Below are 26,973 nucleotides of genomic sequence, written 5' to 3'. Positions count from 1 at the left end.
GCCCTGATCAATGCGCTAGCGTTCCATCACATGGATGATTCATTGCGTCTGGACGGGCTCGATCGGCGGATCGTTGCGCGGCTGGAGCGCAATGCGCGGTCCAGCTTCGCCACCATCGGCGCCGAGGTCGGGCTCTCCGCACCCGCCGTGAAGCGTCGGGTCGATCGACTGATCGAGTCCGGAGTGATCACCGGATTCCATGCGGCGCTCGATCCGCGTGCTCTCGGCCACGGCGTCGAGGTCTTCGTCGAGTTGTACTGCAGCGGCCGCACCTCGGCCGTCGAAATCGCACGGATCGTTTCTCGTCACACCGAGGTTCAGGAGGCGTACACCGTCACCGGGGATGCCAACGCCCTCCTCCGCGTCCGCACCACCGACACGGCACACCTGGAACGCACGCTGGAGAATCTGCGGTCGGAGCCGGCCGTACTTCAGACCAAGAGCAGCGTCGTCCTCAGCCGGCTGATACCGCCCGCCGACTGATCACTCGATCCCTCGTCCGAGACGACAGTGCCCCAGCAAAATGCTGGGGCACTCGACCTGTCACGCGAGGATCAGAGCAGGCCGCGACGTTCTGGTCTTCCGCGGTCTGCATATCGACGGCGCCTTCGAGACCGTTGACGTAGCGTCTACGTACATCTCGGACTGTCTGCCACTGGTGTGGCGGGCGCCTGAGATGGACGTGTGTCACGGCTACCCGCATCACCGTGCGGTGGTGTGGGTTGGACCGTGTCCCACACCGACGCTTGTAGTGCAGGAACATGCTGTTTCGGAGTCACCCCCAACCGCGGCGTCACGGCGGGCAGGCTGCGGCGGACCCGGCGATGCCGGGGCCTGCTCGGGGTCGGACCGGTTTTGTCGCGCGATGGCCGGACCGGCGCGTGTTCGGCGACCCGGACCGCGGGCAGCTGCCCCCGCCGGCGGGTGACCTTGCCTTTGCCGAGCAGTGCGCGTTTGGCCAGGTTCACCCCGGCGAGGTGGTCGCGGTTGCCACCGACCCGGCAGCCCGGGCACCACGCGGTGTGGTACCCGCCGGGACGGGCAAGTGGTTCGTCGCAGCCCGGACACCATGCGGACGATCCCCGGGCGGGCACCGAGACCACCGCGATACCAACGGCTGCGGCGGTGTGCGCGAGGGCGGCGACCGCTTGGCGGCGGGCGGACTGCGCGGCCCGATTGTTGTTGACCCGCCCATGCCCGCGGGTCTCGAGGGTGCTGAGATCTTCCACCGCGATCACCTGCGCTCCCGCGGTGGTGGCGTAGTCGGTGACCTGGCGGGCGAAGTGGAACGCGAGTTCCCGGTTGATCTTCCCCCGCTTGGCACCCACCGCGGTGCGGTGTTCGTCGAGGACGGCGATCTTCGCCTCCAGCTGGGCGCGGACCTCCGGTGGGGCGGTGGCGGCCAGCCGGGTCAGCCGGGCGGCCTTGGCGTGCAGCAGCTGCCCCTCGGCCTGCAGGCGCGCCAGTTTGATTCCGAGGCCGCGGTCGTCGTAGGTGAAGCCCCGGTAATCCGACACCAGCCCCTCCGGGCTGTCGGTGGTGATGGCGGCGGCACCGAGCGTGGACGGGGACCAATCCACGCCCACCGCCACGGCGGCCGAGTCCAGGTCGTCTGCCGGGACGAGTTCGGTGGCGGCGCACCGCCACAACAGACCCCGGCGGTCGAGGACCAGGATCGGCAGATGCCAATCGATGACAGGCCGGCCGCACAGGTGCGCGGGGATGGCCGCGGTCAGCCGCACCCGCCGCCACTGCGCCCGCCCCACCGGCGCGGGACAGGTCGGCAGCTTCACCGTCAACACCAGCTCATGCTCTGCGACGGTGACGGCAAGCTGCGCGAGCTGCCGATCGGCGGCCGACAGTCGGGCCATGGCCGCGATCTGCGGTGGTCCCTGCAGGTCGGTGATCCGCAACCGGCCGGCCGGTGCCCCGCCACTGGAGCGGGCGCGTGCGGCGAGCTGGCGCCGCACACCCCGAGCGAAACCCGAGGGCACAGAGTCGCCCGGCTCGGTGGGTGCGGTCAGACGACCGGTGGCCGGGTCGAATCGGGTCGACAGTGCCGCGATCGCGGTGTCCCGGTAGGTCAGGGTCCGCAGGGTCGCCAGCACCTGCGCGGTCACCACCCGGGTCACCCGCGACGGCACATAGACCCCGTCCGGATAGAACGGATCCCAGCCGAGCCGCGCCGCGGCGACATGACCCTGTGCGGGCAGCCTGCGGTCCTGGCGGTCACGGCCGGCGGCGAGCACGTCGAACGTCGCCGGCCGCCACAGCCGCGACACCAACTCGGCGCCAGCACCTGCAATCAGATCGAGCAGCCACCCCACCCGGGTGTCGACGTCATCGAGGCCGATCCGCTCACCGGTCGCGTCGTCGACCGCCACGTGGGCGCGGGTGGTGAACGAGAACTGCCGCGGCACAGTCGATCCCGGCCCGGTCACGCCGGGCCCAATTCATGAGCGGCGAGCACCGTCGCGTTCCGAGATGACCCGCGATCGCCCGAGATGCTCACCGGTCACCCCTTCCCCAACCGTGCGGCGGCATCGCCCCGAAGCCGGTGATGATTCTGCTTCGACCTCGACGGAGAGAACCGGCCGGACAACGATGCCAACCGTGCCATGCCGTCATCCATCAACCCTCTCCACCAGCGATGCATCACCCTTCTCTCGCAGGACCTCGACTGTAACGCCGGCGTCCGACATTCAGCCTCGGAAGGAGTCCGCAGGCGGGCCGGGGCAATCGATCTCGCCACATGACCCGCACCACCGCGACCCGCCCAGGGCCGCGTCGTCGATCATCCGGCCGCGCCCCGCCGCTCCCGCAAACCCGAACACGATAGTTGTAGACCCGATACACCGCACCAGCAGGCGCCCTCCCGCAACATCTTTTGCTGATCAGGCAGCGACGCCTCTTGCGATCGTGCCCGACAATGCAATGCGTCCACTCTCTCCGGAGTCTGCTCCCGCACACTCTTATGCGGGCCTGCCCAGATAGGCGTCGCGGTCCGTGAGGTCAATGATTCGGTGACCCGAACCGATACGCCGGGAAAAGTAACCGGCCGTCCGATGCCTCGTTGCGCACCCAACTACCGAAGCGCCCACGGTTGAGAGGTAGCGGCAACAGTTGGAGCCTCACGCAGGTCACTCGGGACGGCTTCCAGACGACCCACGAACTCCCCACCGACGCCCTCGCCGCGCGTCTCGTGCAGCACGACATCTCGCTGAGCGGAATCGACATCGCCAGCCAAGGTTATCGTGCCGCGGCCGGCTCCCCCACCACCGACGTGTACGACAGGCTGATCGGTCCGCTCCCGGCGACCGAGACCCGGATGGTCTGGCTCGCCCTGCGATTCGACGCCACCCAGAGCGTTGCCGCCGTGGCGCGGCGCGGCGGCGGCGAGGAAGGCGCATCGCGCGCGATCACGATCGCGGCAAGCCGCGTCGTGCGTGCACTGGCCGATTCCGGCTGCCGCGCCCGCATTCTCACCGCACCGGAGATCGAATCCGCAGCGCTGCAGATCAGTCGCGGCGTCGATCCGAAGACCTTCACGGAGACGTGGAAGCATGCACCACTGCCCGGAGTGTGCAACACCGGCTACGGAGTCGACCCGCGCTACCTGACACGAGATCTGCTCGCGAAGCTCTGGGTTCCGTCGAGCCTCGGCACGACCGTGACGATCCGGCTGCGCCCCAGCGCACACCACGGTCAAGTGAAGGTCGGCGCGGCCTGCCGGGTCACCACCCGGACGATGCCCGAGCCGCTCACGATTCCCGGACTCGTCTCGATGCAGGGCAGGCACCGGAACGGACTGCTGTCCAATCTTCCCGTCGCGATGCCGGACCTCGACGACGTGATGCCGTTGACCGACATGTCCGTCGAGGACCTGCGTGCGCTGCAGTTACCGCCCGCGGGGTGCGGCCAGCTCATCGGCTCCGACGACAACGGGCACGGAATCACCGCCCGCATCGCAGGTCCCGGCGTCGGCATGGTCTACGTGGCGGGCGAATTGTATCTCGCCCAGCAACTGGTGTTCCGCGCCGGCGCGACCGGAGCCCGGGTGCTCATCCACACCGATCGGCCCGACACGTGGTCGTCGTTGATCGACTCCATCGCCACACCCGACCGGTTGCGGATCGCCGGCCACAATCCGCAGTCCGACAACAGGTTCAACACCGTCGTGCTCGACGGCGTCAACGCGCTGCCGCCCCGCGCCGGGGTCACCGCGATCTATCTCTACGGAGAACCGAGCCAGTGGCCCGGTGCCGAACCGGACTTGTCGATCGTCCAGCCGAATGCGCTGGGCGACCGCATTCTTCTGTCGACCGGAGGGACGAGTATCGAACTGATGCTGGTCACGATCTCGTCCGAGACGGCATCCCGGCCGGCCTCGCGCGGTGGACGAGTACCCGCCGGTCCACCAGTACTAGCCGGGGTACGGGACCGTCCCGCGCTGGACACGGACTGCGTCGGCCCACCACGCCAACTGCGCCAGCATGCGGTCCGCCGAGTCGATGGCGGCGCCGTCGGTCGTCTGCCCCTGGTCGTCGAATCGCTTGCGCACCTGGTGGAAACTCACGCTCTGCCGCACCGACACCATGTGCAATTCGGCCACCACCTGGCGCAGCTGTTCGGTTGCCCGGAGCCCGCCTGCCAACCCGCCGTACGACACGAAACCGATGGGCTTCGAGCGCCATTCTTGTTTGACGCTGTCGAACGCGGTCTTCAGCGCTGCAGGGTAACCATGGTTGTACTCGGAGGTGACGGCCACGAACCCCTCGGCTCTGCCCACTCGCTCCCGGAATTTGTCCGTCACGGGGGATGCGCCGAGATCCTGCGGCAACGGCGTGTCGGCAAGATCGATGATGCCCACGTCCAGTCCCGGGTAGGCGCGAGCACGTTCGGCGAACCAGGCGGCGACGACGGGAGCGATCCGACCCACTCTGACGGATCCGATGATGATCTCGATCCGGACGGGTGCGACTGCGGTCATGAACAGGCTCCTTCTCTTCCGGAGCCATCGTAGGTGCTGGTGCCTGCGCTAACGCGGTGGTGATCGACGCCGCAGATTCCGGTCAGTCGCCGCAGCAGCCGCCCGGCGCGGTCCTGACGTCCCGGGTGATCTTGTTGCGTGCCGCCAGATCCGCGTCGTCCGGGTAGTCGACGCGCACCAGGGACAGTCCGTGCGCCGGGGCCACCAGGATCGAACTCGACCGCGACTTCTCCTGGAGGAGTCCTTCGATCCAGCCGAGGTCGCGGCGTCCCTCCCCCACGGCGAGAACAGCACCGACGAGACTGCGCACCATCGACCAGCAGAAGGCGTCGGCGCTGACGAAAGCCGTGAACACGTCGCCGTCGCGCTCCCAGTCGAAACGTTGGAGATCGCGGACAGTCGTGGCGCCCTCCCGGCGTTTGCAGAACGCCGCGAAGTCGTGCAACCCCAGCAGCGTCGCGGACGCCGAGCGCATGAGTTCGAGGTCGAGAACCTTCGGATACGACACGGTGTCCCGGGCTCGGAGCGGATCGGCGCCGTAGACCGCCGATGTCAGGCGGTACTCGTAGTGCCTGCGCATCGCGGAGAACCGTGCATCGAAGTGTTCGGGCGCAAAGGCGATCCGCTTGATCCGCACGTCCTTGGGCAGGAACCGCGCGAGCCTGCGGACCAGCCGAGACGGGTCGTCCGGAAGGGCGTCGACCGGAACGTCGACGTGCGCCACCTGTCCGGTGGCGTGGACCCCGGCGTCGGTGCGGCCCGCCACCGTGAGTTGCAACGGCGTGCGCAGGACGGCGCCGAGCTTCTCCTCGATCTCCCCGCACACCGTGCGTAACCCGTTCTGCCGGGCCCACCCGGAGAAATCGGTTCCGTCGTATGCGATGTCCAGGCGCAAGCGACGGGTCCCATACGAAACGGGCCCGCCGTCCCTCGGGGGGACGACGGGCTCGTTCGATTCAGCGTGTGCCGAAACCAAGTGGACTAGTCCTTCTTGGCCTCTTCGGCCTCGGGGGCGTCGGCCGCGGTGGCGGTCTCGTCCTCGATGGCCTCGACGACGGCGTCAGCGTTCTCGACCTCGGCGTCGGTTGCCTCGGCCTCGACGGCCTCGACGACGTTCTCCTCGGCGGGAGCTGCAGCCGGCGCATCCTGCGATGCCTTCACGCGACGAGCGCGGTCGGCCTCGGAGGTGACGGTCTTCTCCTTGACGAGCTCGATGATCGCCATCGGCGCGTTGTCGCCCTTGCGGGGGACCGTCTTGATGATGCGGGTGTAGCCGCCGTCACGATCGGCGTAGAACGGGCCGATCTCCGCGAACAGGGTGTGCACGACATCCTTGTTGCGGATGACCTTCAGAACCTCGCGACGGTGAGCCAGGGTTCCGGCCTTGGCGTGCGTGACGAGCTTCTCGGCGTACGGGCGCAGGGCCTTGGCCTTGGACTCCGTGGTGGTTATGCGGCCGTGCTCGAAGAGCGCGGTAGCCAGATTGGCGAAGATCGCCTTCTGGTGCGAAGCCGACCCGCCGAAGCGGGCACCCTTCTTGGGCTTGGGCATGATGATCTCCTAGTAAAGGACCGTGAGCTACAGCTGTTCGGTCTCGGCGTAGTCCTCGGTGCCCTCGGCATCACCGAAGGAACCGGCGTCCGTGTCGCTCCACGTTCCGGTGGCGGCGTCGTAGCCGGCAACGGTGGTGGGATCGAAGGACGCGGGGCTGTCCTTGAGGGCCAGGCCGAGCGAATGCAGCTTGACCTTGACCTCGTCGATGGACTTCTGTCCGAAGTTGCGGATGTCGAGCAGATCGGACTCGGTACGGCCGACAAGCTCACCGACGGTGTGAACACCTTCGCGCTTGAGGCAGTTGTAGGAACGGACCGTGAGGTCCAGGTCCTCGATGGGCAGTCCGAACGAAGCAATGTGATCGGCCTCGGCAGGCGAAGGTCCGATCTCGATGCCTTCTGCTTCGACGTTCAGCTCACGGGCCAGGCCGAAGAGCTCAACCAGGGTCTTGCCTGCCGAAGCGAGCGCGTCCCGAGCGGTGATGGAGTTCTTGGTTTCCACATCGAGCACGAGCCGATCGAAGTCGGTGCGCTGCTCGACGCGGGTGGCCTCCACCTTGTAGGTGACCTTGAGCACCGGCGAGTAGATCGAGTCGACCGGGATACGGCCGATCTCGGCGCCGGACGCCTTGTTCTGGACGGCGGGGACGTAGCCGCGACCGCGCTCGACGACGAGCTCGATCTCCAGCTTTCCCTTGTCGTTCAGGGTGGCGATGTGCAGATCCGGGTTGTTCACGGTGACGCCGGCCGGGGGCACGATGTCGCCTGCGGTCACAGCGCCGGGGCCCTGCTTGCGGACGTACATGGTGACCGGCTCGTCCTCTTCGGAGCTCACGACGAGGCCCTTGAGGTTCAGGATGATGTCGGTGACATCTTCCTTCACACCGGGAACTGTGGTGAACTCGTGCAGAACGCCGTCGATGCGGATGCTGGTGACAGCAGCGCCGGGAATCGACGAGAGCAGCGTGCGGCGGAGCGAGTTGCCGAGGGTGTACCCGAAGCCTGGCTCGAGGGGCTCGATGACGAACTTCGAGCGGTTGTCAGCGATGACCTCTTCGGTCAGCGTGGGTCGCTGAGAAATGAGCATTTGGATTTCCTCCTGTACGGGCGTCCGCTATTTGACGCCCACGATGGGAAAGGCACTTCGTGCCCGTGCGCCTTTCCGGTAGTCGGAACTACCGGAAAGGCGCACGAGCCGTCAGGCCTACTTCGAGTAGTACTCGACGATGAGCTGTTCCTGCAGAGGAACGTCGATCTGCGCACGCTCGGGAAGCTGGTGAACCAGAACCCGGAGACGTCCACCGACAACCTGCAGCCAACCCGGGATCGGGCGATCGCCCTGGGTCTCGCGCGCAACCTGGAAGGGAAGCGTGGACAGCGACTTCTCCTTGACATCGATGATGTCGTACTGGGAGACGCGGTAGCTGGGGATGTCGACCTTCTTGTTGTTCACAAGGAGGTGGCCGTGGGTGACCAGCTGACGGGCCTGGCGGCGGGTGCGAGCCAGTCCGGCGCGGTACACGACGTTGTCGAGACGCGACTCCAGGATGCGGAGCAGGTTCTCACCGGTCTTACCGGGGCGGTTGTTCGCCTCCTTGTAGTACAGGCGGAACTGCTTCTCCATGACGCCGTAGGTGAAGCGAGCCTTCTGCTTCTCCTGCAGCTGGAGCAGGTACTCGCTCTCCTTGATCCGCGCGCGGCCGTGCTGGCCCGGCGGGTAGGGACGACGCTCGAACGCCTGGTCGCCTCCAACGAGGTCGACGCGCAGACGACGCGACTTGCGGGTGATGGGTCCGGTATAACGTGCCATTTTCTTCTACCTATCCTTCCCGCTAGACCCGACGCCGCTTGGGCGGACGGCAGCCGTTGTGCGGCTGGGGGGTGACATCGGAGATGGTGCCGACCTCGAGGCCCGCGGCCTGAAGCGAGCGGATCGCGGTCTCACGGCCGGAGCCGGGGCCCTTGACGAAGACGTCGACCTTCTTGACACCGTGCTCCTGCGCCTTGCGGGCTGCGTTCTCGGCGGCCAGCTGAGCGGCGAACGGGGTCGACTTACGCGAACCCTTGAAGCCGACGTGTCCCGAGGACGCCCAGGAAATCACGTTTCCGGCGGGGTCCGTGATGGACACGATGGTGTTGTTGAACGTGCTCTTGATGTGAGCGGCGCCGTGCGGGACGTTCTTCTTGTCCCTGCGACGCGCCTTCTGGGTCTTCTTCGGACCGGTGCCACGTGACTTGGGGGGCATTACTTCGCCTTCTTCTTGCCTGCAATGGTGCGCTTCGGACCCTTACGGGTGCGGGCGTTGGTCTTGGTGCGCTGACCACGCACGGGCAGACCACGACGGTGGCGCAGGCCCTGGTAGCAGCCGATCTCGATCTTGCGTCGGATGTCGGCCTGGACCTCGCGGCGAAGGTCACCCTCGACCTTCAGCGACTCCTCGATGTACTCGCGGAGCTTGGCCAGATCCTCGTCCGAGAGATCCTTGCTCCGCAGATCCGGGCTGACGCCGGTGGCGTCCAGGATCTCCTTGGAGCGGGTACGGCCGATGCCGTAGATGTAAGTAAGTGCGATCTCCATCCGCTTTTCACGGGGAAGATCGACACCTGCGAGACGTGCCATGTCGGCATTTCCTATCGGTGTGCGGAGGTCTGCTCCCAGTCCATCCCCTGTGCCTCTTCAAACGTCGACGGTCTCGCGACCGACAATGCTTCAACTAACTCAGTGGGGCCCCGGCCTCCGTGCCGGGGGTGAACCAGTACCTGCTCGAAAGCCGTGAGTACTGGCTGGTGCTGGGAGGTCATCTTTGCTTGTTGCCAAGCAGATCCTCGAAAAGCGGAGATCTAGCCCTGACGCTGCTTGTGGCGCAGGTTCTCGCAGATCACCATGACCCGGCCGTTACGACGGATCACCTTGCACTTTTCGCAGATCTTCTTGACGCTCGGCTGAACCTTCACGTCTTCTGATCTCCTGTTTTGTGGCAGCCCACTACGCAGAGCCGCAGCGGACGTACTTCTCCCCGACCTGGTCGGGCGGGGAAGCTTTACTTGTACCGGTAAACGATGCGTCCGCGCGACAAGTCGTAGGGCGAGAGCTCTACGACAACGCGATCTTCCGGGAGGATGCGAATGTAGTGCTGACGCATCTTTCCGCTGATGTGGGCGAGAACCTTGTGGCCGTTCTCGAGCTCAATGCGGAACATCGCATTGGGCAGCGGCTCGACTACTCGTCCCTCGACCTCGATGGCCCCGTCTTTCTTAGCCATATCCTCCGCGATCCATGTGGTTTGGCGTGCTTATTGCATCTGTTTCCGTTACCGTGGCGCCCAATGGGATCTTCACCGGCCGAAACATGAACAATCCGGATCGAATCCGGCACTGGGCACGCAGACAACCGGCACGCATAGCGCACCGTTGATCCATGTTACGGGAAATTGCTCACCAGGCCAAATGCGGTCCCCGACGGAGCCGCCCGCCCGGCAGAATTCGACTTCCGATACCCACGGCCACGATGCGAAGGATGGTGTGCGTGCGCGCCCTGGTACAGCGAGTGACGTCCGCGTCGGTCCGCGTCGACGGCGACGAGGTCGGACGGATCACTCCCCCGGCCGGCGGCCACGGGCTGCTCGTCCTGGTCGGCGTCACCCATACGGACGACGAGGCGAAGGCGGCTCTGCTCGCGAAGAAGGTGTGGACCATGCGCATCCTGGAGAACGAACAGTCCGCGTCCGACCTCGACGCCCCGGTGCTCGTCGCCAGTCAGTTCACGCTCATGGCGGACACCCGCCGGGGCCGGCGCCCGTCCTGGTCCGCCGCGGCGCCGAGGCCGGTGGCGGAACCACTCGTGGACGAGTTCACCGGCGCCCTGCGCGAGCTGGGCGCGACCGTCGAGACCGGCGTGTTCGGCGAACACATGGAAATCAGCCTCGTCAACGACGGCCCGGTGACGTTGCTTATCGACGTATAGGCCCGCGCCCTCCGGCGGCCGGCCGCTACTCCGGACGCAGGGTCAGGATGCGCGGCCCATCCTCGGTGACCGCGACCGTGTGCTCCCAGTGCGCGGCACGGGTGCCGTCGGAGGTGACGACCGTCCAATCATCCTCGAGGACAACGGTATCGGTGGTGCCGAGGGTCAACATCGGTTCGATCGCCAGAACGGAGCCGACCACCAGTTGCGGCCCCTTGCCCGGAGCGCCCTCGTTGGCGAGGAACGGCTCCATGTGCATTTCGCGACCGATGCCGTGACCGCCGTAGCCGTCGACGATGCCGTACTTTCGGTCGTGCGCCACCTCGGCGGCGCGGGTGCCGAGTTCGATGGCGTGGGAGATGTCGGTGAGGCGGTTGCCGGGAAGCATCGCCGCGATCCCCGCCTCCATGGACAGCCGAGTGGCCTCGCTGAGCTGCTGATCCGCTTCGATGATGTCTCCGACACCGAAAGTCCACGCAGAGTCGCCGTGCCAGCCGTCGAGAATGGCGCCGCAGTCGATGGAGACGAGGTCTCCCTCGGCGAGAATGTCTTCCGCCGAGGGAATCCCGTGCACCACACGATCGTTGACGGACGAACAGATCGATCCGCTGAACCCGTGGTAGCCCTTGAACGAGGGCACGGCGCCTGCGCCGCGGATGACCGATTCGGCCACCTCGTCGAGTTCGAGCGTGCTCACACCCGGCTTCGCCGCATCGCGGACCGCCACCAGAGCCGCACCGACGATGGCACCGGCGGCCGCCATCGCGTCGAGCTCGCCTGCGGTCCGGAACGGAACGACCTTGCGCTTACGCCCGAAGCCCATTACTTACCCAACGCTGCCAGTGCACGAGCGTTGACCTCGTCGACCTCGCCCAGGGCGTCGACGGTCACCAGCTGGTCCTTGTAGTAGTCCAGCAGCGGCGCGGTCTCCTCGCGGTACACCCGGAGCCGGTTGCGGATGACGTCTTCCTTGTCGTCGGCGCGGCCACGGGCCAGCATCCGCTCGACCACGACGTCCTCGTCGACGATGAAGGACAGCACTGCGTCGAGCTTGGTGTTCAGCTCGGCGAGGATCGCCTCGAGCGCCTGAGCCTGGTCGACCGTCCGGGGGAAGCCGTCCAGGAGGAATCCGTTGGCCGCGTCCGGCTCGCCGACACGGGCCTTCACCATGTTGTTGGTGATCTCGCTGGGAACCAGGTCCCCGGCGTCCAGGTACTTCTTCGCCTCGAGGCCGAGGGGGGTGGCCTGGCCGATGTTCGCGCGGAACAGGTCGCCCGTCGAGATGTGCGGGACGCCGAGCTTCTCGGACAGAATCGCGGCCTGGGTGCCCTTGCCTGCACCGGGAGGACCAAGGAGGACAAGTCTCACTTGAGGAACCCTTCGTAGTTACGTTGCATCAATTGACTTTCGATCTGCTTGACCGTGTCCAGGGCGACGCTGACGAGAATCAGCACGGCCGCACCACCGAAGATGCTGCTGGAGGTCTGGCTTCCGGACAGGAAGAAGTGGGGCAGCACCGCGATCAGGCCGAGGTAGATCGAGCCGGGAACGGTGATGCGGTTGAGCACGTAATTCAGGTAGTCCGCGGTGGGGCGACCGGGGCGGATACCGGGAATGAAACCGCCGAACTTCTTCATCTCGTCCGCGCGCTCTTCCGGATTGAACGTGATCGCGACGTAGAAGAACACGAAGAACACGATCAGCGCGAAGTAGATGACGATGTACACCGGGTTGTTCGGATTCACCAGGTACTCGTTGATGATCCGCTGCCACCAGCTGGGATCGGCGGACGACGTGGCGCCGGTGAGCTGCGCGATGAGGTTCGGCAGATACAGAAGCGACGACGCGAAGATGACCGGGATGATGCCGGCCTGGTTGACCTTGAGCGGCAGGTACGTCGACGAACCGCCGTACATCTTGCGGCCGACCATGCGCTTGGCGTACTGCACGGGGATCCGCCGCTGGCCCTGCTCGACGAACACGACGCCGGCGATGATGGCGAGGGCCGCGACGCAGATGATCGCGAAGATCAGTCCCCCACGGCTGTCCAGGATGGCCTTGCCCTCGGACGGCAGGCGGGACGCGATACCCGAGAAGATCAGGAGCGACATGCCGTTACCGACACCGCGCTCGGTGATGACCTCACCGAACCACATGACGAGAGCAGCGCCCGCGGTCATGACCAGCACGATGATCACGAGGCCGAAGATGCTCTTGTCGGCGATGATCTCTTCCTGGCATCCCTGCAGCAGCTGGCCGCGCGACGCGAGCGCCACGATGCCGGTGGCCTGCAGGATCGCCAGGGCGATCGACAGATAACGCGTGTACTGCGTCATCTTCGCCTGGCCGGACTGGCCTTCCTTCCGAAGTTCCTCGAACTTCGGGATGACGACCGTCAACAGCTGGACGATGATGCTGGCCGTGATGTACGGCATGATGCCGATCGCGAAAATGGACAGCTGGAGTAGCGCGCCGCCGGAGAACAGGTTGATCAGCGAGTAGATACCCGCGGAGTCACCGCCCGACAGCTGATCGACACAGGCTCGGACGTTCCCGTAGTCGACGCCCGGCGACGGAATCACGGCACCGATGCGATAGAGCGCAACGAGACCGAGCGCGATGAGGATCTTCCGCCTCAGGTCTGGGGTCCTGAGGGCCGAGACGAAGGCGGAAAGCAAAGATCCTCCTGGCACGACGGTGGGGAGACGAGTCGAAAGCAGACTTGTCCGTGAATGAACTCTAGAACTCTAACAGTGGCAACTGAACGCACAGTTGGGAGACCTGCGGCAGGGCTGCCCGTACAGCCGCAAATGGCCGCAGTACAGCGCGAGGCTGTACTGCGGCCATCTACTGGCTAGCGGTGATAGCTCACAGCTCGGTGGCGGTACCACCGGCAGCAGCGATCTTCTCCTTGGCGGAGCCGGTGAACTTGTCGACCGTCACCTGGACGGCGACAGTCAGGTCGCCGTCGCCGAGAACCTTGACGAGCTGGTTCTTGCGGACGGCACCCTTGGCAACGAGGTCCTCGACCGTGACCTGTCCACCTTCGGGGAACAGACGGGCGATGTCGCCGACGTTGACGACCTGGTACTCGGTGCGGAACGGGTTGGTGAAACCCTTGAGCTTGGGCAGACGCATGTGCAGCGGCATCTGTCCACCCTCGAAGGCGGCGGGCACGTTCTTGCGGGCCTTGGTGCCCTTGGTGCCGCGACCGGCGGTCTTGCCGCGCTTGCCGCCTTCACCACGACCGACACGAATCTTGTCGGACTTGGCTCCCGGCGCGGGGCGCAGGTGATGCAGTTTGATGGTCATGGTTAGACCTCCTCAACTGTGACGAGGTGGCGCACCACGTTGATCAGACCGCGGTTCTGGGCATTGTCCTCGCGGACAACCGTCTGACGGATGCCCTTCAAGCCGAGGGTGCGCAGCGAGTTCCGCTGGTTCTGCTTGGTACCGATGGTGCTCTTGATCTGAGTGACCTTGAGTTCGGCCATTACTTCACGCTCCCAGCCTGTGCGCGCGCACGCAGCATGCCGGCGGGGGCAACGTCCTCGAGGGCGAGACCGCGGCGAGCGGCAACTTCCTCGGGGCGCTGCAGGCCCTTGAGCGCAGCAACGGTCGCATGCACAACATTGATGGCGTTGTCGCTACCGAGCGACTTCGACAGAATGTCGTGGATGCCGGCGCATTCCAGCACGGCACGCACCGCGCCACCGGCGATGACACCGGTACCGGGGCTTGCCGGACGCAGCATGACGACGCCCGCTGCGGCCTCACCCTGAACCGGGTGCGTGATGGTGCTGCCGATCATCGGAACGCGGAAGAAGCTCTTACGAGCCTCCTCGACGCCCTTCTGGATGGCCGCAGGAACTTCCTTGGCCTTGCCGTAGCCGACGCCGACCAGTCCGTTGCCGTCGCCCACGATCACCAGCGCGGTGAAGCTGAAGCGACGACCACCCTTGACGACCTTCGATACGCGGTTGATCGTGACGACGCGCTCGATGTGGTTCGACTTCTCGGCCGACTGTCCGCCGCGACGATCGTCGCGACCGCCACCACGACGGTCGCCGCCGCCGCGGTTGTCCCCGGTGTTGGGGCCATTCTGTCCGGCGGGTCCGCTTCCGCCGTCACGCCTCTGACGTCCCGGCATCAGGCTGTCCTTCCGTTCATGTACTCGGTCTTGGTCATCAGAACTTCAACCCGCCTTCGCGAGCTGCGTCCGCAAGGGCCGCGATGCGACCGTGGTAGCCGTGTCCACCGTGGTCGAACACGACGGCCTCGACACCGGCTGCCTTCGCGCGCTCGGCGATCAGCTGACCGACCTTCGCACTGAGGGCCTTCTTGTCGCCGTCCGCTGCACGCACGTCGGCCTCGGTGGTCGACGCCGCAGCCAGGGTGTGGCCTGCGAGGTCGTCCACGAGCTGGACGTGGATGTGGCGCGCGGACCGGTTGACGACCAGGCGGGGACGCTCGGGCGTGCCGGAGACCTTCTTGCGGAGACGGAAGTGACGACGCACCTTCGACAGGCGACGCTTCGTGGACGCATCCTTGCCGAGCGGAATCCGCTTGGCTTTCTGGTTTGCAGTCTGGCTCATATCACTTACCCGTCTTTCCGACCTTGCGGCGGATCTGCTCACCCTCGTAACGCACGCCCTTGCCCTTGTACGGGTCCGGACGACGGAGACGACGGATGTTGGCCGAGATCTGCCCGACCTTCTGCTTGTCGATGCCCGACACCGAGAACTTGGTGGGCGACTCGACCGCGAAGGTGATGCCTTCCGGAGCCTCGATCGGAACCGGGTGGCTGTAGCCGAGTGCGAACTCGAGGTCTTTGCCCTTGAGAGCGACGCGGTAACCGACGCCGTGAATCTCCATCTTGGTGGTGTAACCGTCGGTGACACCGGTGATGAGGTTCTGCACCAGGGTGCGAGACAGACCGTGCAGCGCGCGGCTGCGACGCTCGTCGTCCGGACGAGTCACGCTGAGCGTGCCGTCGTCGTTCTTCGCAATGGCAATCGGCTCGGAGATCGTCAGGGCCAGCGAGCCCTTGGGACCCTTGACCGTGACGTCCTGGCCGTCGATCGAGACGTCGACGCCGCCGGGGACGGTGACGGGAATCTTTCCAATACGCGACATTGTGGTGGCCTCCCTTACCAGACGTAGGCGAGGACTTCCCCGCCCACTCCTTGATTGGCCGCCTGGCGATCGGTGAGCAGGCCGGTGGACGTGGAAATGATCGCCACTCCGAGGCCGCCCAGAACCTTGGGCAGGTTGGTGGACTTCGCGTACACACGCAGACCGGGCTTGGAGACGCGACGCACGCCGGCAAGGCTGCGCTCACGGCTCGGGCCGTACTTCAGGTCGACGATGAGGGTCTTGCCCACCTCGGCGTCTTCGGTGCGGTAGTCGGCGATGTAACCCTCGCGCTTGAGGATCTCGGCGATGTTCGCCTTGATCTTCGAGTGGGGCAACTTCACCTCATCGTGGTACGCCGTGTTGGCGTTGCGCAGACGCGTCAAGAAGTCTGCGATGGGGTCGGTCATGGTCATGAGGTTGACCTCTACCTTTCTCACAACGGTTCCCTCTGCCGATTCCGGCGCAGGCCTATCGCGAAGTAGGTCTTACGTTTCCCGGTCCGAGGTTACGAACCGGAAGTCTGTGGGGTGACGCCGCCGCCGAGGCGACGGCGTCACCGGCTCACCAGGAGCTCTTGTGAACGCCGGGCAGCTCGCCGGCGTGCGCCATCTCACGGACGCAGATTCGGCACAGGCCGAACTTGCGGAACACCGAGTGCGGACGGCCGCAGCGCTGGCAGCGGGTGTAGGCGCGCACCGCGAACTTGGGCTTCTTGTTGGCCTTGTTGACCAATGCCTTCTTAGCCATTAGCTCAGTTCTCCTTGAACGGGAAGCCGAGGTGCTTCAGCAGGGCACGGCCTTCTTCGTTGTTGGTCGCGGTGGTCACCACGGTGATGTCCATGCCGCGCGGGCGGTCGATCTTGTCCACGTCGATCTCGTGGAACATCGACTGCTCGTTCAGGCCGAACGTGTAGTTGCCGTTGCCGTCGAACTGGTTGCCCGACAGGCCGCGGAAGTCCCTGATGCGGGGAAGCGCGACGGACACGAGACGGTCCAGGAACTCCCACATGCGGTCGCCACGCAGCGTGACGCGGGCACCGATCGGCATTCCCTCGCGGAGCTTGAACTGCGCGATGGACTTGCGTGCCTTGCGGATCTCGGGCTTCTGACCGGTGATCAGAGCGAGATCGTTGACGGCACCGTTGATCAGCTTGGCGTCGCGCGCGGCGTCACCGACACCCATGTTGACGACGACCTTGACGACGCCGGGGATCTGCATCACGTTGGCGTAGTCGAACTCGGTGTTCAGCGCAGCCTTGATCTCCTCGCGGTAGCGAGTCTTCAGGCGCGGCTGGATCTTGTTCTCAGTGGAGGTCATGTCAGATGTCCTTCCCGTTCTTCCGGGAAATCCGAACGCGCTTGCCGGACTCTTCGTCGGTCCGGTAGCCCACGCGGGTGGGGTTGCCGTCCGAGTCGACGACCGCGACGTTGGAAACGTGGATCGGGGCTTCCTGCGTGACGATGCCGCCGGAGGAGGCTCCGCGCTCGTTCGCGGAAACCGCGGTGTGCTTCTTGATGCGGTTCACGCCTTCGACGAGGACCTTGTTGGTCGCGGGGTAGGCCTGGATGACCTTGCCCTTCGCGCCCTTGTCCTTGCCGGCGATGACCAGCACGGTGTCACCCTTGTGCACCTTCATCACAGCACCTCCGGGGCGAGCGAGACGATCTTCATGAACTTCTTCTCACGCAGCTCACGGCCGACGGGGCCGAAGATGCGGGTGCCACGGGGATCGTTGTCCGGCTTGATGAGGACGGCGGCGTTCTCGTCGAACTTGATGTACGACCCGTCCGGACGGCGACGCTCCTTGGTGGTACGGACGATGACGGCCTTGACGACCTCGCCCTTCTTGATGTTTCCACCCGGGATGGCGTCCTTGACGGTGGCGACGATGATGTCACCGATCCCGGCGTAGCGGCGAGACGAACCACCGAGAACGCGGATGCAGAGAATCTCCTTGGCACCCGTGTTGTCGGCGACGCGCAGCCGCGACTCCTGCTGAATCACTTACTTCTCCTTGACCTGGACTGTTGCACGGCAGATTTCCGACCCGACGTGCGCGGTCTGTACCCGTGCCCTGCGAGAGGGGCCGCCCGGGTGGGCGGCACAACGGTGGGGTTGCCGTGCGTCTGCCGCAAGGCAACCCCACCATCGTACTGGATACATTATTCGGTTTCTTACTTGGCCTTCTCGAGGACCTCGACGAGACGCCAGTGCTTGGTCGCGGACAGCGGACGGGTCTCCATCAGCTGCACGCGGTCACCGATGCCTGCGACGCCGTTCTCGTCGTGCGCCTTCACCTTGCTGGTGCGCCGGATGATCTTGCCGTAGAGCGGGTGCTTGACCCGGTCTTCGAGCTCGACCACGATCGTCTTCTCCATCTTGTCGGAGACGACGTATCCGGTGCGGACCTTGCGGCTGCCGCGCTCTTCAGTGCTCACTGCTTTTTCCTCACTCATGCCGCGTCACCTGCGTCCGGACCAACGGCCAGCCCGAGCTCACGCTCACGCAGAACGGTGTAGATACGCGCGATCTCGTGACGAACGGTACGAAGTCGACGGTTGTTGTCCATCTGACCCGTTGCCATCTGGAAACGAAGGTTGAACAGCTCTTCCTTCGACTCACGAAGCCGGGTGACCAGCTCTTCTTCGGTGAGCTCGCGGAGCTCTGCGGCTGGGGTTCCAGTAGCCATCAGAACTGCTCCTCCCTTGTCACGATCCGGCACTTGCACGGGAGCTTGTGCATCGCGCGGCGCAGGGCCTCACGAGCGATCTCCTCATTGGGGTAGCTCATCTCGAACATCACGCGACCGGGCTTGACGTTCGCGATCCACCACTCGGGCGAACCCTTACCGGAACCCATGCGGGTTTCGGCCGGCTTCTTGGTGAGGGGGCGATCCGGGAAGATGTTGATCCAGATCTTGCCGCCACGCTTGATGTGCCGGGTCATGGCGATACGAGCGGACTCGATCTGCCGGTTGGTGATGTAGGCCGGCTCGAGAGCCTGGATGCCGTAGTCACCGAAGGTCACCTGGGTTCCACCCTTGGCGGCACCCGAACGGCTCGGATGGTGCTGCTTGCGGTGCTTGACCCGCCGTGGGATCAACATGCGTCAGCCCTCCTTCTGTTCAGTCGTAGCGGGTGCATCGGCAGTGGCGGTCGCTGCGCGGCCGGCCTCGGTGCTGGTCGCGGTGGTGCCGGTGGCACCGGAACGACGGGGACGGCTCGGACGCTCACGACGCGGGCGGTCGCCTGCGGGAGCAGCCACGTTGGCGGCCAGCTCACGCTTGCCACCGACGATGTCGCCCTTGTAGATCCAGACCTTCACGCCGATGCGGCCGAAGGTGGTCTTGGCCTCGTAGAGGCCGTAGTCGATGTCCGCACGAAGCGTGTGCAGCGGCACACGGCCTTCGCGGTAGAACTCCGACCGGGACATCTCGGCGCCGCCGAGACGACCGGAGCACTGAACGCGGATGCCCTTGACGTTGGGCTGACGCATGGCCGACTGGATGGCCTTGCGCATGGCGCGACGGAAGGCGACTCGGTTCGAGAGCTGCTCGGCCACACCCTGTGCGACGAGCTGAGCCTCGGCCTCGGCGTTCTTGACCTCGAGGATGTTCAGCTGGACCTGCTTGCCGGTCAGCTTCTCGAGCTCGGAACGGATGCGATCGGCTTCGGCGCCGCGGCGGCCGATGACGATGCCCGGGCGAGCGGTGTGGATGTCCACACGCACACGGTCACGGGTGCGCTCGATCTCGACCTTCGCGATGCCCGCGCGCTCCATGCCGGTGGCGAGGAGCTTACGGATCGCGACGTCTTCCTTGACGTACTCCGCGTACTGCTTGTCTGCGTACCAGCGAGACTTCCAGTCGGTGGTGATGCCGAGGCGGAAGCCGTGCGGGTTGATTTTCTGGCCCACTACTGAGCACTTCCCTTCCGGCGATTACGGGTCGATGTTCCGGTCTTCGGCAGGCTCTCCACGATCACGGTGATGTGACTGGTGCGCTTGCGGATACGGAACGCACGTCCCTGTGCACGCGGCTGGAACCGCTTGAGGGTCGCGCCCTCGTCCACGAACGCCGTGGCGACGACAAGCGTGCTCGGGTCGAGGTCGAGGTTGTTCTCGGCGTTGGCTGCTGCGGAGGCGATCACCTTGGCGACCGGCTCGCTCGCTGCCTGCGGCGCGAACTTCAGGATGTTCAGGGCGTCTTCAACCGAACGCCCGCGGACCAGGTCCACAACACGACGCGCCTTCATCGGCGTGACGCGCACGTGGCGCGCTACTGCCTTGGCGGTCGGGTTGGCGGTTTCGGTGTTGCTCATCGCCTCTTCGCCTTCCGATCATCCTTGATGTGACCCTTGAACGTGCGGGTCGGTGCAAACTCTCCGAGCTTGTGTCCGACCATCGAGTCGGAAACGAACACGGGGACGTGCTTGCGGCCGTCGTGAACCGCAAACGTGTGGCCGATGAAGTCCGGGATGATCGTGGAACGACGGGACCAGGTCTTGATGACCTGCTTGGTTCCCTTTTCGTTCTGCACGTCCACCTTCGCGAGGAGGTGGTCATCGACGAACGGGCCCTTCTTGAGGCTGCGTGGCATCCTTCACTCCCTCCTAGCGCTTGTTCTTGCCGGTACGGCGACGACGGACAATGAGCTTGTCGCTCGCCTTGTTCTTGCGGGTGCGGCCCTCGGGCTTGCCCCACGGGCTGACCGGGTGGCGACCACCGGAGGTCTTACCCTCACCACCACCGTGCGGGTGGTCGACCGGGTTCATCACGACACCACGGACGGTCGGGCGCTTGCCCTTCCAGCGCATACGGCCGGCCTTGCCCCAGTTGATGTTCGACTGTTCGGCGTTGCCGACCTCACCGATCGAGGCGCGGCAGCGAACGTCGACACGACGGATTTCGCCGGACGGCATACGCAGCGTGGCGTAGGTGCCTTCCTTACCGAGCAGCTGGATGCTGGATCCGGCCGAGCGGGCCATCTTGGCGCCGCCACCCGGGCGGAGTTCCACCGCGTGGATGGTGGTACCCGTCGGGATGTTGCGCAGGGGCAGGTTGTTGCCGGGCTTGATGTCGGCGCCTGCGCCGGACTCGACCGGAGCACCCTGGGCCAGGCCCTTGGGGGCGATGATGTAGCGCTTCTCGCCGTCCGCGTAGTGCAGCAGGGCGATACGCGCGGTGCGGTTGGGGTCGTACTCGATGTGAGCGACCTTGGCCGGCACGCCGTCCTTGTCGTTGCGACGGAAATCGATCAGCCGGTAGGCGCGCTTGTGTCCGCCACCCTTGTGCCGGGTGGTGATACGACCGTGTGCGTTACGTCCACCGCGTCCGTGGAGCGGGCGAACCAGCGACTTCTCGGGGGTCGACCGAGTGATCTCGGCGAAGTCCGAGACGCTCGAGCCACGACGGCCCGGGGTAGTCGGCTTGTACTTACGGATTGCCATGAGTCTTCTCGTCCTCTATGTCTCGTCAAGTCCCGGGCGCTTACGCGACCGGTCCTCCGAAGATCTCGATGGGCTTGCTGTCGGCCGAGAGGGTCACGAGCGCGCGCTTGGTGTCCTTGCGCTTGCCGTAACCGAACCGGGTCCGCTTGCGCTTGCCCTGACGGTTGGCGGTGTTGACGCTGGTCACGGTGACGCCGAAGATCTTCTCGACGGCAATCTTGATCTGCGTCTTGTTCGAGTCCGGGTGCACCAGGAAGGTGTAGGTGCCTTCCTCGATCAGTCCGTAGGACTTCTCGGAGATGACCGGGGCGAGCAGGATGTCGCGGGGATCGGCGATGGTGCTCACTTGCCCTCCTCCTTGTTCTCTTCCTGGGCGGTCTCGGCGGGCCCGTGGATGAACGAGTTCAGCGCCTCGACGCTGAAGACGACATCATCGCTGTTGAGCACGTCGTAGGTGTTGAGCTGGTCGGGTGCAATGGGGTGCACGCCGTCCAGGTTCTGCACGCTCTTCCAGGCCGCGATGTCCTCGCGTCCGACGACGAGCAGGACCTTCTTGCGGTCCGAGATCTCGCCGAGGAAGGTGCGGGCGGACTTCGTGGACGGAGTCTGACCGGCAACCAGTTCGGTGATCACGTGGATGCGCTCGTTGCGGGCCCGGTCGGAGAGGGCTCCGCGCAGGGCGGCGGCCTTCATCTTCTTGGGGGTCCGCTGGCTGTAGTCGCGCGGCTGCGGGCCGTGGACGGTGCCACCGCCGGCGAACTGCGGTGCACGGGTCGAGCCCTGACGAGCGCGGCCGGTGCCCTTCTGGCGGTACGGCTTCTTGCCACCGCCGCGAACCTCGCCGCGGGTCTTGGTGGCGTGGGTGCCCTGACGTGCAGCAGCGAGCTGCGCGACGACAACCTGGTGGAGAAGCGCGATGTTGGCAGGCGCGTCGAAGATCTCCGCGGGGAGATCGACGGTGCCGTTGGTCTTGCCGCCGGCGACCTTGACGTCCAGCGTCAGCTTGGTCGTCGATGTCTCGGTGCTGGTCATGCTCGTGCACCACCCTTCACTGCACTCTTGACGATCACGAGGCCACCCTTGCGGCCGGGGATCGCACCCTTGATCAGCAGCAGGCCGTTCTCGGCGTCCACCTTGTGAACGGAGAGGTTCTGCGTCGTGATGCGGTCGCTACCCATGCGGCCGGACATGCGCATGCCCTTGAACACGCGGCCCGGAGTGGCGCAACCACCGATGGAACCGGGGCGACGGTGAACGGCCTGCGCACCGTGCGATGCACCCTGACCGGCGAAGCCGTGACGCTTCATGGTTCCGGCGAAGCCCTTACCCTTGCTGGTTCCGGTGACGTCGACGTAGGCGCCGTCCTCGAAGACCTCGGCGGTAAGTTCCTGGCCGACCTCGTACTCCGAGGTGTCGGCAACGCGGAGCTCCACAACGTGGCGGCGCGGGGTGACGCCGGCCTTGGCGAACTGGCCGGAAGTCGGCTTGTTCACCTTGCGCGGGTCGATGGCGCCGAACGCGAGCTGCACGGCGCTGTAGCCGTCACGCTCTTCGGTACGAATCTGGGTCACGACGTTCGGTCCGGCCTTCACGACGGTGACCGGAACGACCCGGTTGTTCTCGTCGAAGACCTGGGTCATGCCGAGCTTGGTGCCCAGGATTCCCTTGATCTTGGTATCAGTCATTGTTTTTGTCTCCGCCGCGCTCACTGAATGTTGACGTCGACGCTGGCCGGAAGGTCGATGCGCATGAGCGCGTCAACCGTCTTGGGCGTCGGGTCGAGGATGTCGATAAGCCGCTTGTGAGTACGCATCTCGAAGTGCTCGCGCGAGTCCTTGTACTTGTGCGGCGAGCGGATGACGCAGTACACGTTCTTTTCGGTCGGCAACGGCACGGGTCCAACGACGCGGGCCCCGGTACGGGTCACCGTCTCGACGATCTTGCGCGCTGACGCGTCGATCGCCTCATGGTCGTAGGCCTTGAGCCTGATGCGGATCTTCTGTCCCGCCACGCTTAGTGTCCTTTTCTTGCCGCGTTTCGTAGTCCCACCCGAGTCGGGCCGAACTACCTCGTCTGCACAGTCCCTTACCTGGGCCGCAACTGTCCGAACGCTAGGCGACCGGGACACACCCGATCCGCTGCCGCTGTTCATCTGTCATGGTTCTCCGGTACACGCGGTCGGGCGTGTCGCCCTCCCACTCATTCTCCGACCCGGAACTTTTCAGCTTTTCGGGCCGGGAACGCGCACCGGATGCACTCGAATTCGAGTGCCAGTAGGTACTGCTTCCGTCTTGCATGTGGCCGCGAGCAGGTCATGTGATCTACACCGCGACGTTTCACCCCACCTGTTTCGGGCCGCAAACGATCGCGTCCCAGACAAGGCAACCCGACCAGTATGCCGTACCGGGCGGGAGACTTCAAACCGGGCTCGATTCCTCTCGTACTCGACCGAACTTACTCTGAAGTAAGATACGGGCATGACTACCTCGAGTCCCACGTTCGCCGCGTGGCAGAAGCTCCCCGACAACGCGCTCGGGCACGTCCTCTTCTCTGTCGGCATGTGTCTGCGCGTCCCCTACTTCGGCTCGGTACTCCCCCGCGTCGTCGAGATGCGGCCGGGCCGTTGCGAAGTCCGCGCACCGAAATGGTGGGGCGTCCGCAACCACCTGGGCACGTTCCACGCGATCGCGGCGTGCAACCTCGCCGAGGCCGCCATGGGCATGCTGTCCGAGGCGACCGTGCCGTCGACCCACCGGTGGATCCCGAAGTCGATGACGGTCGACTACCTCGCCAAGGCGAACGGAACGCTGCGCGCCGTCGCGGAACTGCGGGAGCTGCCGGACTTCGCCGCGATCACCGAGGGCACCCACGTGGTCGTGCCCGTGCGCATCTTCGACCGGCAGGGAGTAGAGGTGGTTCACGCCGACATCACGACGTGGGTCACGCCGCGGTAGAGCGCGAAAGGCACATGTCGAAGCTCACATTCGTTCCGGAGTTCGTGGGGGTGGCCCGAATTACCGTGTGGCACTTCCCCGGAGCCGGAACGTCACGGCACAGCACGCCCTTCCGGCCGGACGGGATCGGTTTCCGCCGTGGTCGCCGGGGCCGAAGTGGTACAGACGTCCGGCATTTATCGTGTACCTGTCTTTACGCGTTACAGAAGTTTTCCCCTCCCCTTCGTCGGGCGCGAAGGTGTTCCCCGGTCTGCCTTGATCACCCTCTTCGCGTGACATACTCGGGACATGCCAGCACCTGACACCGCCGTTCTTGTCGAGGGAATCGAGAAATCCTTCGGTGACGTAGCAGCGTTGCGGGGTGTGAGCTTCGAGGTGCCCCGCGGCACGGTCCTGGGCATCCTGGGCCCCAACGGCGCAGGGAAGACCACCACCGTCAACGTGCTGTCCACTCTGCTGCGGCCCGATGCGGGCCGCGCGTTCGTAGCCGGACACGACGTCGTCGAGGAGTCGGCGAACGTCCGGCGCAGCATCATGATGACGGGTCAGTACGCCGCCCTCGACGAGTCGCTGACCGGCCGCGAGAATCTGGTGCTGTTCGGCCGCCTGATGGGCCTGCCCAAGGCGTCCGCGAAATCGCGCGCGCAGGACCTCCTGAGCCAGTTCGATCTGCTCGAAGCGGGTGACCGGAAGGTGTCCGGGTACTCCGGCGGTATGCGCCGGCGCGTCGACATCGCCTGTGGCCTCGTGATCCGTCCCGAGGTGGTGTTCCTCGACGAGCCCACCACCGGCCTCGACCCCCGCAGCCGCCAGGGCGTGTGGTCCCTCGTATCCGCTCTGAAAGAGCAGGGCATCACGATCCTGCTGACCACGCAGTACCTCGAAGAGGCCGACCTGCTGAGCGACAACATCGTCGTCATCGACAAAGGCACCGTGATCGCCGAGGGCACGGCCGACGAACTGAAGGCCCGGACCGGCGGAAGCTACTGCGAGGTCGTCCCGGTGAGTCTCGACGACCTGCCGCGCGTCCGCGAAATCCTCACGAGCCTCTGCCCACCCGGCCGGGCCATCGAAGAAGGCACCGACCGGCTGTCGATTCCCGCCGAACACGGCGCCCAGACCCTCGCCGAGGTTCTGCGCCGCCTCGACCTCGCCGGGGTCACGCTCGCCGACATCGCCCTGCGGCGCCCGTCCCTCGACGACGTCTTCCTCTCCCTCACCGGTCACGTCCGCGTCGACGAGAGCCTGCCGTCGTGACGGCGCCCGCCCAGCTCGGATTCGAGCGTGCCCTCGAAGGAAAGCACCGGCGGCCTCAACCGTCGAGCATCCAGCAGTGGATTGCGCTGTCCAAGCGCAACCTGCACACGATGGCAGTGTCCGGTCAGTTCTTCATAGCAGTGTTGGCGCCATTAATCTTCACCATCGGCTTCTACCTGCCGCTACGCCTGGTGATGAAATTCCAGGGCATCGATTACGCACAGTTCGTCATGCCGATCATCGTCCTGCAGGCCATGGCATTCACCGCCATCTCGGCGGCGCACCGAGCTGCTACCGAGGCATCGAACGGGATGAACTCCCGGTTCCAGACGATGCCGATCGGCCCAGCAATTCCGTTGGCGGCACGGATGACCGCCAGCTTCATACATTCGGCGATTTCGCTCGTAGCATCGATCGCATACGGATTGCTGATCGGATTCCGATTCGATGGCGGTGTGGCACAAACTGCCGCGTTCTGCGGACTAGCCATGGCCATTGGATTCACCCTCACAACGGGGGCCGATGCGCTCGGCACCCTGACCCGGAGCCCCGAGATCACAAGTCAAGCGCTGACGCTCCCCCAACTGATCCTCGGCATGTTCTCGTCCGGTTTCGTTCCGGTGACGCAATTCCCCGAATGGGCTCAGGGCTTCGTGCGAAATCAGCCGATCTCACAGTTCTCCACGTCCATGCGCGCGATGACCGATGGGACGATCACGTTCCAGCTACTGACACCTACGTTGCTGTGGTGCGCAGGATTTGCCTTGGTTTTCCTCCCGTTGTCGATCTGGTCGAATGTGAGGCGCGGATGACCACCGAGTACCGATCCGACACACCGGCGACGGTGACCTTCCCCGAGGTGCTCGAACCTCACCCGGAGAATTCCCTCGCCGCGCTGTTCTCTCATAGCTTGCTGCAGACCGGACGACTTCTGCTCCGATGGGCTCGCGACCCGTACACCATGCTTCAGGCGATCGTGTACCCGTCGTTGATGTTGCTGATGTTCTGGGCGGTGCTCGGAATCTCGATTACCAAGGCCACCGGGGTCAACAGCGTCTTCGGGACCGTTCCGATGATTACGCTCGTCGGCGCGATGTTCGGATCCATCGCGGGCGGTCTGTCGCTGAAGAAGGAATGGGCGGACGGGCTCCTGAGCCGGTTCTGGGTGCTGCCCGTGCACCGCGCGTCGGGCCTGATCAGCCGCCTGATGGCCGAATCCGTGCGGATCATGCTCACCACGGTGCTGATCATCGCCGTCGGTTTCGCCATCGGGTTCCGGTTCGATCAAGGCATTCTCGCCGGTATCGCATTGATGCTCCTGCCGCTGCTGTTCGGGGTGAGTTTCGCGACGATGGTGACCGCCCTCGCCGTCAACGCGGCGAAGGCGCCGCTCGTCGAAATCCTCTCCCTACTGTGCACTCTCCTGCTGTTCTTCAACTCGGGATTCGTACCCACAGGCGCCTACCCCACGTGGCTTCAGCCGTTCGTGGAGAACCAGCCGATGTCGTGCGCGATCGACGCGATGAAGGGACTGTCGATGGGCGGACCGGTCGCGGAACCCCTGCTCAAGACGATTGCGTGGTCGCTCGCCGGGCTGCTGATCTTCACCTACCCGGCGGTGCGCGGCTATCGCCGGGCCGCGGGCAACCCGGCGTAGCCCCTACGTATACC

General features: G+C 65.3%; 40 protein-coding genes and 1 pseudogene. 7 read left to right on the top strand and 34 right to left on the bottom strand.

All coding sequences use genetic code 11. The annotated features are described in order from the left end of the window. Nucleotides 1-30 precede the first annotated feature (30 nt). Complete coding sequence (locus tag RHA1_RS30140) at nucleotides 31-483, top strand: Lrp/AsnC family transcriptional regulator (RefSeq protein WP_009479382.1); 453 nt, start codon at nucleotides 31-33, stop codon at nucleotides 481-483. A gap of 146 nt (nucleotides 484-629) precedes the next feature. Here RHA1_RS30140 and RHA1_RS30135 read toward each other — a convergent pair whose 3' ends face one another. After that, entirely contained in the window at nucleotides 630-2,441 is a 1,812-nt protein-coding gene (locus RHA1_RS30135; protein ID WP_050787420.1) for a zinc ribbon domain-containing protein, read from the bottom strand. 632 nt (nucleotides 2,442-3,073) lie between these two features. Here RHA1_RS30135 and eccE point away from each other — a divergent pair. Next, nucleotides 3,074-3,778 (top strand): annotated as a pseudogene (gene eccE / locus RHA1_RS52070) (type VII secretion protein EccE); the annotation flags it as partial. A gap of 645 nt (nucleotides 3,779-4,423) precedes the next feature. On the opposite strand, the gene RHA1_RS46465 reads toward eccE, so the two are convergent. The 9 genes from RHA1_RS46465 to infA all read right to left on the bottom strand — a co-directional run bounded on the left by RHA1_RS46465 (nucleotide 4,424) and on the right by infA (nucleotide 9,806). After that, on the bottom strand, nucleotides 4,424-4,990 hold the full coding sequence (locus RHA1_RS46465; RefSeq protein WP_081437483.1) for an NADPH-dependent FMN reductase: 567 nt from the start codon (nucleotides 4,988-4,990) through the stop codon (nucleotides 4,424-4,426). An 82-nt stretch (nucleotides 4,991-5,072) separates the two neighbouring features. Then, on the bottom strand, nucleotides 5,073-5,966 hold the full coding sequence (truA, locus tag RHA1_RS30125) for a tRNA pseudouridine(38-40) synthase TruA (RefSeq protein ID WP_011598159.1): 894 nt from the start codon (nucleotides 5,964-5,966) through the stop codon (nucleotides 5,073-5,075). A 5-nt stretch (nucleotides 5,967-5,971) separates the two neighbouring features. Next, nucleotides 5,972-6,541 carry a 50S ribosomal protein L17 gene (rplQ, locus tag RHA1_RS30120; protein ID WP_011598158.1) on the bottom strand — a complete coding sequence of 190 codons (570 nt, stop codon included), beginning with the start codon at nucleotides 6,539-6,541 and terminating at the stop codon, nucleotides 5,972-5,974. Between the two features lie 27 nt (nucleotides 6,542-6,568). Continuing rightward, nucleotides 6,569-7,630, bottom strand: coding sequence for a DNA-directed RNA polymerase subunit alpha (locus RHA1_RS30115; protein WP_005239684.1), 1,062 nt, complete (start codon nucleotides 7,628-7,630; stop codon nucleotides 6,569-6,571). Between the two features lie 117 nt (nucleotides 7,631-7,747). Then, nucleotides 7,748-8,353: a 30S ribosomal protein S4 gene (gene rpsD, locus RHA1_RS30110; protein WP_005253863.1), complete on the bottom strand. Its 606-nt coding sequence runs from the start codon at nucleotides 8,351-8,353 to the stop codon at nucleotides 7,748-7,750. 22 nt (nucleotides 8,354-8,375) lie between these two features. Next, nucleotides 8,376-8,789, bottom strand: coding sequence for a 30S ribosomal protein S11 (gene rpsK, locus RHA1_RS30105; protein ID WP_009479376.1), 414 nt, complete (start codon nucleotides 8,787-8,789; stop codon nucleotides 8,376-8,378). Further along, nucleotides 8,789-9,163 carry a 30S ribosomal protein S13 gene (gene rpsM / locus RHA1_RS30100; RefSeq protein ID WP_005239677.1) on the bottom strand — a complete coding sequence of 125 codons (375 nt, stop codon included), beginning with the start codon at nucleotides 9,161-9,163 and terminating at the stop codon, nucleotides 8,789-8,791. The genes rpsK and rpsM overlap by 1 nt, the downstream gene beginning before the upstream one ends. Nucleotides 9,164-9,384: 221 nt before the next feature. Then, nucleotides 9,385-9,498 carry a 50S ribosomal protein L36 gene (gene rpmJ, locus RHA1_RS30095; protein WP_003938068.1) on the bottom strand — a complete coding sequence of 38 codons (114 nt, stop codon included), beginning with the start codon at nucleotides 9,496-9,498 and terminating at the stop codon, nucleotides 9,385-9,387. Between the two features lie 86 nt (nucleotides 9,499-9,584). After that, a complete protein-coding gene (gene infA / locus RHA1_RS30090) occupies nucleotides 9,585-9,806 on the bottom strand; it encodes a translation initiation factor IF-1 (protein ID WP_003418601.1) in 222 nt (73 codons plus the stop codon). A gap of 263 nt (nucleotides 9,807-10,069) precedes the next feature. Here infA and dtd point away from each other — a divergent pair, with 263 nt between their 5' ends. Beyond that, a complete protein-coding gene (gene dtd / locus RHA1_RS30085) occupies nucleotides 10,070-10,507 on the top strand; it encodes a D-aminoacyl-tRNA deacylase (protein ID WP_005253862.1) in 438 nt (145 codons plus the stop codon). 25 nt (nucleotides 10,508-10,532) lie between these two features. Here dtd and map read toward each other — a convergent pair whose 3' ends face one another. The 24 genes from map to rpsJ all read right to left on the bottom strand — a co-directional run bounded on the left by map (nucleotide 10,533) and on the right by rpsJ (nucleotide 23,102). After that, the gene (map, locus tag RHA1_RS30080) at nucleotides 10,533-11,330 is read right to left on the bottom strand and encodes a type I methionyl aminopeptidase (RefSeq protein WP_009479374.1); all 798 of its coding nucleotides are present in this window, start codon (nucleotides 11,328-11,330) and stop codon (nucleotides 10,533-10,535) included. Beyond that, nucleotides 11,330-11,875 (bottom strand): adenylate kinase, encoded by a 546-nt coding sequence (locus RHA1_RS30075; RefSeq protein WP_009479373.1) that lies wholly within the window; start codon nucleotides 11,873-11,875, stop codon nucleotides 11,330-11,332. The genes map and RHA1_RS30075 overlap by 1 nt, the downstream gene beginning before the upstream one ends. Then, nucleotides 11,872-13,185, bottom strand: a complete 1,314-nt coding sequence (secY, locus tag RHA1_RS30070) for a preprotein translocase subunit SecY (RefSeq protein WP_005239668.1) — start codon at nucleotides 13,183-13,185, stop codon at nucleotides 11,872-11,874. Before secY ends, RHA1_RS30075 begins: the two co-directional genes overlap by 4 nt. Before the next feature lie 190 nt (nucleotides 13,186-13,375). Next, nucleotides 13,376-13,819: a 50S ribosomal protein L15 gene (rplO, locus tag RHA1_RS30065; RefSeq protein WP_005239667.1), complete on the bottom strand. Its 444-nt coding sequence runs from the start codon at nucleotides 13,817-13,819 to the stop codon at nucleotides 13,376-13,378. Between the two features lie 2 nt (nucleotides 13,820-13,821). Then, nucleotides 13,822-14,001 carry a 50S ribosomal protein L30 gene (rpmD, locus tag RHA1_RS30060; protein WP_005253859.1) on the bottom strand — a complete coding sequence of 60 codons (180 nt, stop codon included), beginning with the start codon at nucleotides 13,999-14,001 and terminating at the stop codon, nucleotides 13,822-13,824. Further along, complete coding sequence (gene rpsE / locus RHA1_RS30055; RefSeq protein ID WP_005253858.1) at nucleotides 14,001-14,657, bottom strand: 30S ribosomal protein S5; 657 nt, start codon at nucleotides 14,655-14,657, stop codon at nucleotides 14,001-14,003. The genes rpmD and rpsE overlap by 1 nt, the downstream gene beginning before the upstream one ends. A 37-nt stretch (nucleotides 14,658-14,694) precedes the next feature. Continuing rightward, complete coding sequence (gene rplR / locus RHA1_RS30050; protein ID WP_009479372.1) at nucleotides 14,695-15,102, bottom strand: 50S ribosomal protein L18; 408 nt, start codon at nucleotides 15,100-15,102, stop codon at nucleotides 14,695-14,697. Nucleotide 15,103: 1 nt separating this feature from the next. Continuing rightward, complete coding sequence (gene rplF, locus RHA1_RS30045; RefSeq protein ID WP_009479371.1) at nucleotides 15,104-15,643, bottom strand: 50S ribosomal protein L6; 540 nt, start codon at nucleotides 15,641-15,643, stop codon at nucleotides 15,104-15,106. A gap of 14 nt (nucleotides 15,644-15,657) precedes the next feature. After that, entirely contained in the window at nucleotides 15,658-16,056 is a 399-nt protein-coding gene (gene rpsH, locus RHA1_RS30040) for a 30S ribosomal protein S8 (protein WP_005239657.1), read from the bottom strand. A 148-nt stretch (nucleotides 16,057-16,204) separates the two neighbouring features. After that, nucleotides 16,205-16,390: a type Z 30S ribosomal protein S14 gene (locus tag RHA1_RS30035; protein ID WP_005239644.1), complete on the bottom strand. Its 186-nt coding sequence runs from the start codon at nucleotides 16,388-16,390 to the stop codon at nucleotides 16,205-16,207. Between the two features lie 4 nt (nucleotides 16,391-16,394). Continuing rightward, a complete protein-coding gene (gene rplE / locus RHA1_RS30030; RefSeq protein ID WP_005239642.1) occupies nucleotides 16,395-16,961 on the bottom strand; it encodes a 50S ribosomal protein L5 in 567 nt (188 codons plus the stop codon). Between the two features lies 1 nt (nucleotide 16,962). Next, a complete protein-coding gene (rplX, locus tag RHA1_RS30025) occupies nucleotides 16,963-17,280 on the bottom strand; it encodes a 50S ribosomal protein L24 (protein ID WP_005239640.1) in 318 nt (105 codons plus the stop codon). After that, nucleotides 17,280-17,648, bottom strand: coding sequence for a 50S ribosomal protein L14 (gene rplN / locus RHA1_RS30020; protein WP_005239639.1), 369 nt, complete (start codon nucleotides 17,646-17,648; stop codon nucleotides 17,280-17,282). The genes rplX and rplN overlap by 1 nt, the downstream gene beginning before the upstream one ends. A 170-nt stretch (nucleotides 17,649-17,818) precedes the next feature. Next, the gene (rpsQ, locus tag RHA1_RS30015) at nucleotides 17,819-18,100 is read right to left on the bottom strand and encodes a 30S ribosomal protein S17 (RefSeq protein WP_005239638.1); all 282 of its coding nucleotides are present in this window, start codon (nucleotides 18,098-18,100) and stop codon (nucleotides 17,819-17,821) included. Continuing rightward, nucleotides 18,097-18,333 carry a 50S ribosomal protein L29 gene (gene rpmC, locus RHA1_RS30010; protein ID WP_005239637.1) on the bottom strand — a complete coding sequence of 79 codons (237 nt, stop codon included), beginning with the start codon at nucleotides 18,331-18,333 and terminating at the stop codon, nucleotides 18,097-18,099. Before rpmC ends, rpsQ begins: the two co-directional genes overlap by 4 nt. After that, entirely contained in the window at nucleotides 18,333-18,749 is a 417-nt protein-coding gene (rplP, locus tag RHA1_RS30005) for a 50S ribosomal protein L16 (RefSeq protein ID WP_005239636.1), read from the bottom strand. Before rplP ends, rpmC begins: the two co-directional genes overlap by 1 nt. Before the next feature lie 3 nt (nucleotides 18,750-18,752). Further along, nucleotides 18,753-19,559 (bottom strand): 30S ribosomal protein S3, encoded by an 807-nt coding sequence (gene rpsC, locus RHA1_RS30000; RefSeq protein WP_005239635.1) that lies wholly within the window; start codon nucleotides 19,557-19,559, stop codon nucleotides 18,753-18,755. Continuing rightward, complete coding sequence (gene rplV, locus RHA1_RS29995; protein ID WP_005239634.1) at nucleotides 19,559-19,963, bottom strand: 50S ribosomal protein L22; 405 nt, start codon at nucleotides 19,961-19,963, stop codon at nucleotides 19,559-19,561. Before rplV ends, rpsC begins: the two co-directional genes overlap by 1 nt. Next, nucleotides 19,960-20,241, bottom strand: a complete 282-nt coding sequence (gene rpsS / locus RHA1_RS29990; protein WP_003940820.1) for a 30S ribosomal protein S19 — start codon at nucleotides 20,239-20,241, stop codon at nucleotides 19,960-19,962. Before rpsS ends, rplV begins: the two co-directional genes overlap by 4 nt. A 13-nt stretch (nucleotides 20,242-20,254) precedes the next feature. Beyond that, nucleotides 20,255-21,091 carry a 50S ribosomal protein L2 gene (gene rplB / locus RHA1_RS29985; protein WP_009479368.1) on the bottom strand — a complete coding sequence of 279 codons (837 nt, stop codon included), beginning with the start codon at nucleotides 21,089-21,091 and terminating at the stop codon, nucleotides 20,255-20,257. Between the two features lie 40 nt (nucleotides 21,092-21,131). Beyond that, complete coding sequence (rplW, locus tag RHA1_RS29980) at nucleotides 21,132-21,437, bottom strand: 50S ribosomal protein L23 (RefSeq protein WP_005239632.1); 306 nt, start codon at nucleotides 21,435-21,437, stop codon at nucleotides 21,132-21,134. Beyond that, nucleotides 21,434-22,123: a 50S ribosomal protein L4 gene (gene rplD, locus RHA1_RS29975; protein ID WP_009479367.1), complete on the bottom strand. Its 690-nt coding sequence runs from the start codon at nucleotides 22,121-22,123 to the stop codon at nucleotides 21,434-21,436. Before rplD ends, rplW begins: the two co-directional genes overlap by 4 nt. After that, nucleotides 22,120-22,776: a 50S ribosomal protein L3 gene (gene rplC, locus RHA1_RS29970; protein ID WP_009479366.1), complete on the bottom strand. Its 657-nt coding sequence runs from the start codon at nucleotides 22,774-22,776 to the stop codon at nucleotides 22,120-22,122. Before rplC ends, rplD begins: the two co-directional genes overlap by 4 nt. A 20-nt stretch (nucleotides 22,777-22,796) precedes the next feature. Next, complete coding sequence (gene rpsJ / locus RHA1_RS29965) at nucleotides 22,797-23,102, bottom strand: 30S ribosomal protein S10 (protein WP_003938093.1); 306 nt, start codon at nucleotides 23,100-23,102, stop codon at nucleotides 22,797-22,799. Between the two features lie 466 nt (nucleotides 23,103-23,568). Between rpsJ and RHA1_RS29960 the strand changes: the two genes are divergently transcribed. The 4 genes from RHA1_RS29960 (at nucleotide 23,569) to RHA1_RS29945 (ending at nucleotide 26,959) form a co-directional block, all read left to right on the top strand. Beyond that, a complete protein-coding gene (locus RHA1_RS29960) occupies nucleotides 23,569-24,045 on the top strand; it encodes a hotdog fold domain-containing protein (RefSeq protein WP_009479364.1) in 477 nt (158 codons plus the stop codon). Between the two features lie 288 nt (nucleotides 24,046-24,333). Beyond that, nucleotides 24,334-25,302 (top strand): efflux ABC transporter ATPase subunit, DrrA-related, encoded by a 969-nt coding sequence (locus RHA1_RS29955; protein WP_011598157.1) that lies wholly within the window; start codon nucleotides 24,334-24,336, stop codon nucleotides 25,300-25,302. Then, nucleotides 25,299-26,114, top strand: coding sequence for an ABC transporter permease (locus RHA1_RS29950; protein ID WP_009479362.1), 816 nt, complete (start codon nucleotides 25,299-25,301; stop codon nucleotides 26,112-26,114). Before RHA1_RS29955 ends, RHA1_RS29950 begins: the two co-directional genes overlap by 4 nt. After that, nucleotides 26,111-26,959 carry an ABC transporter permease gene (locus RHA1_RS29945; protein ID WP_009479361.1) on the top strand — a complete coding sequence of 283 codons (849 nt, stop codon included), beginning with the start codon at nucleotides 26,111-26,113 and terminating at the stop codon, nucleotides 26,957-26,959. Before RHA1_RS29950 ends, RHA1_RS29945 begins: the two co-directional genes overlap by 4 nt. Nucleotides 26,960-26,973: the final 14 nt, after the last annotated feature.

The organism is Rhodococcus jostii RHA1, from assembly GCF_000014565.1.
GTDB lineage: Bacteria > Actinomycetota > Actinomycetes > Mycobacteriales > Mycobacteriaceae > Rhodococcus_F > Rhodococcus_F jostii_A.
This window is presented reverse-complemented; position numbering and strand designations above follow the sequence as displayed.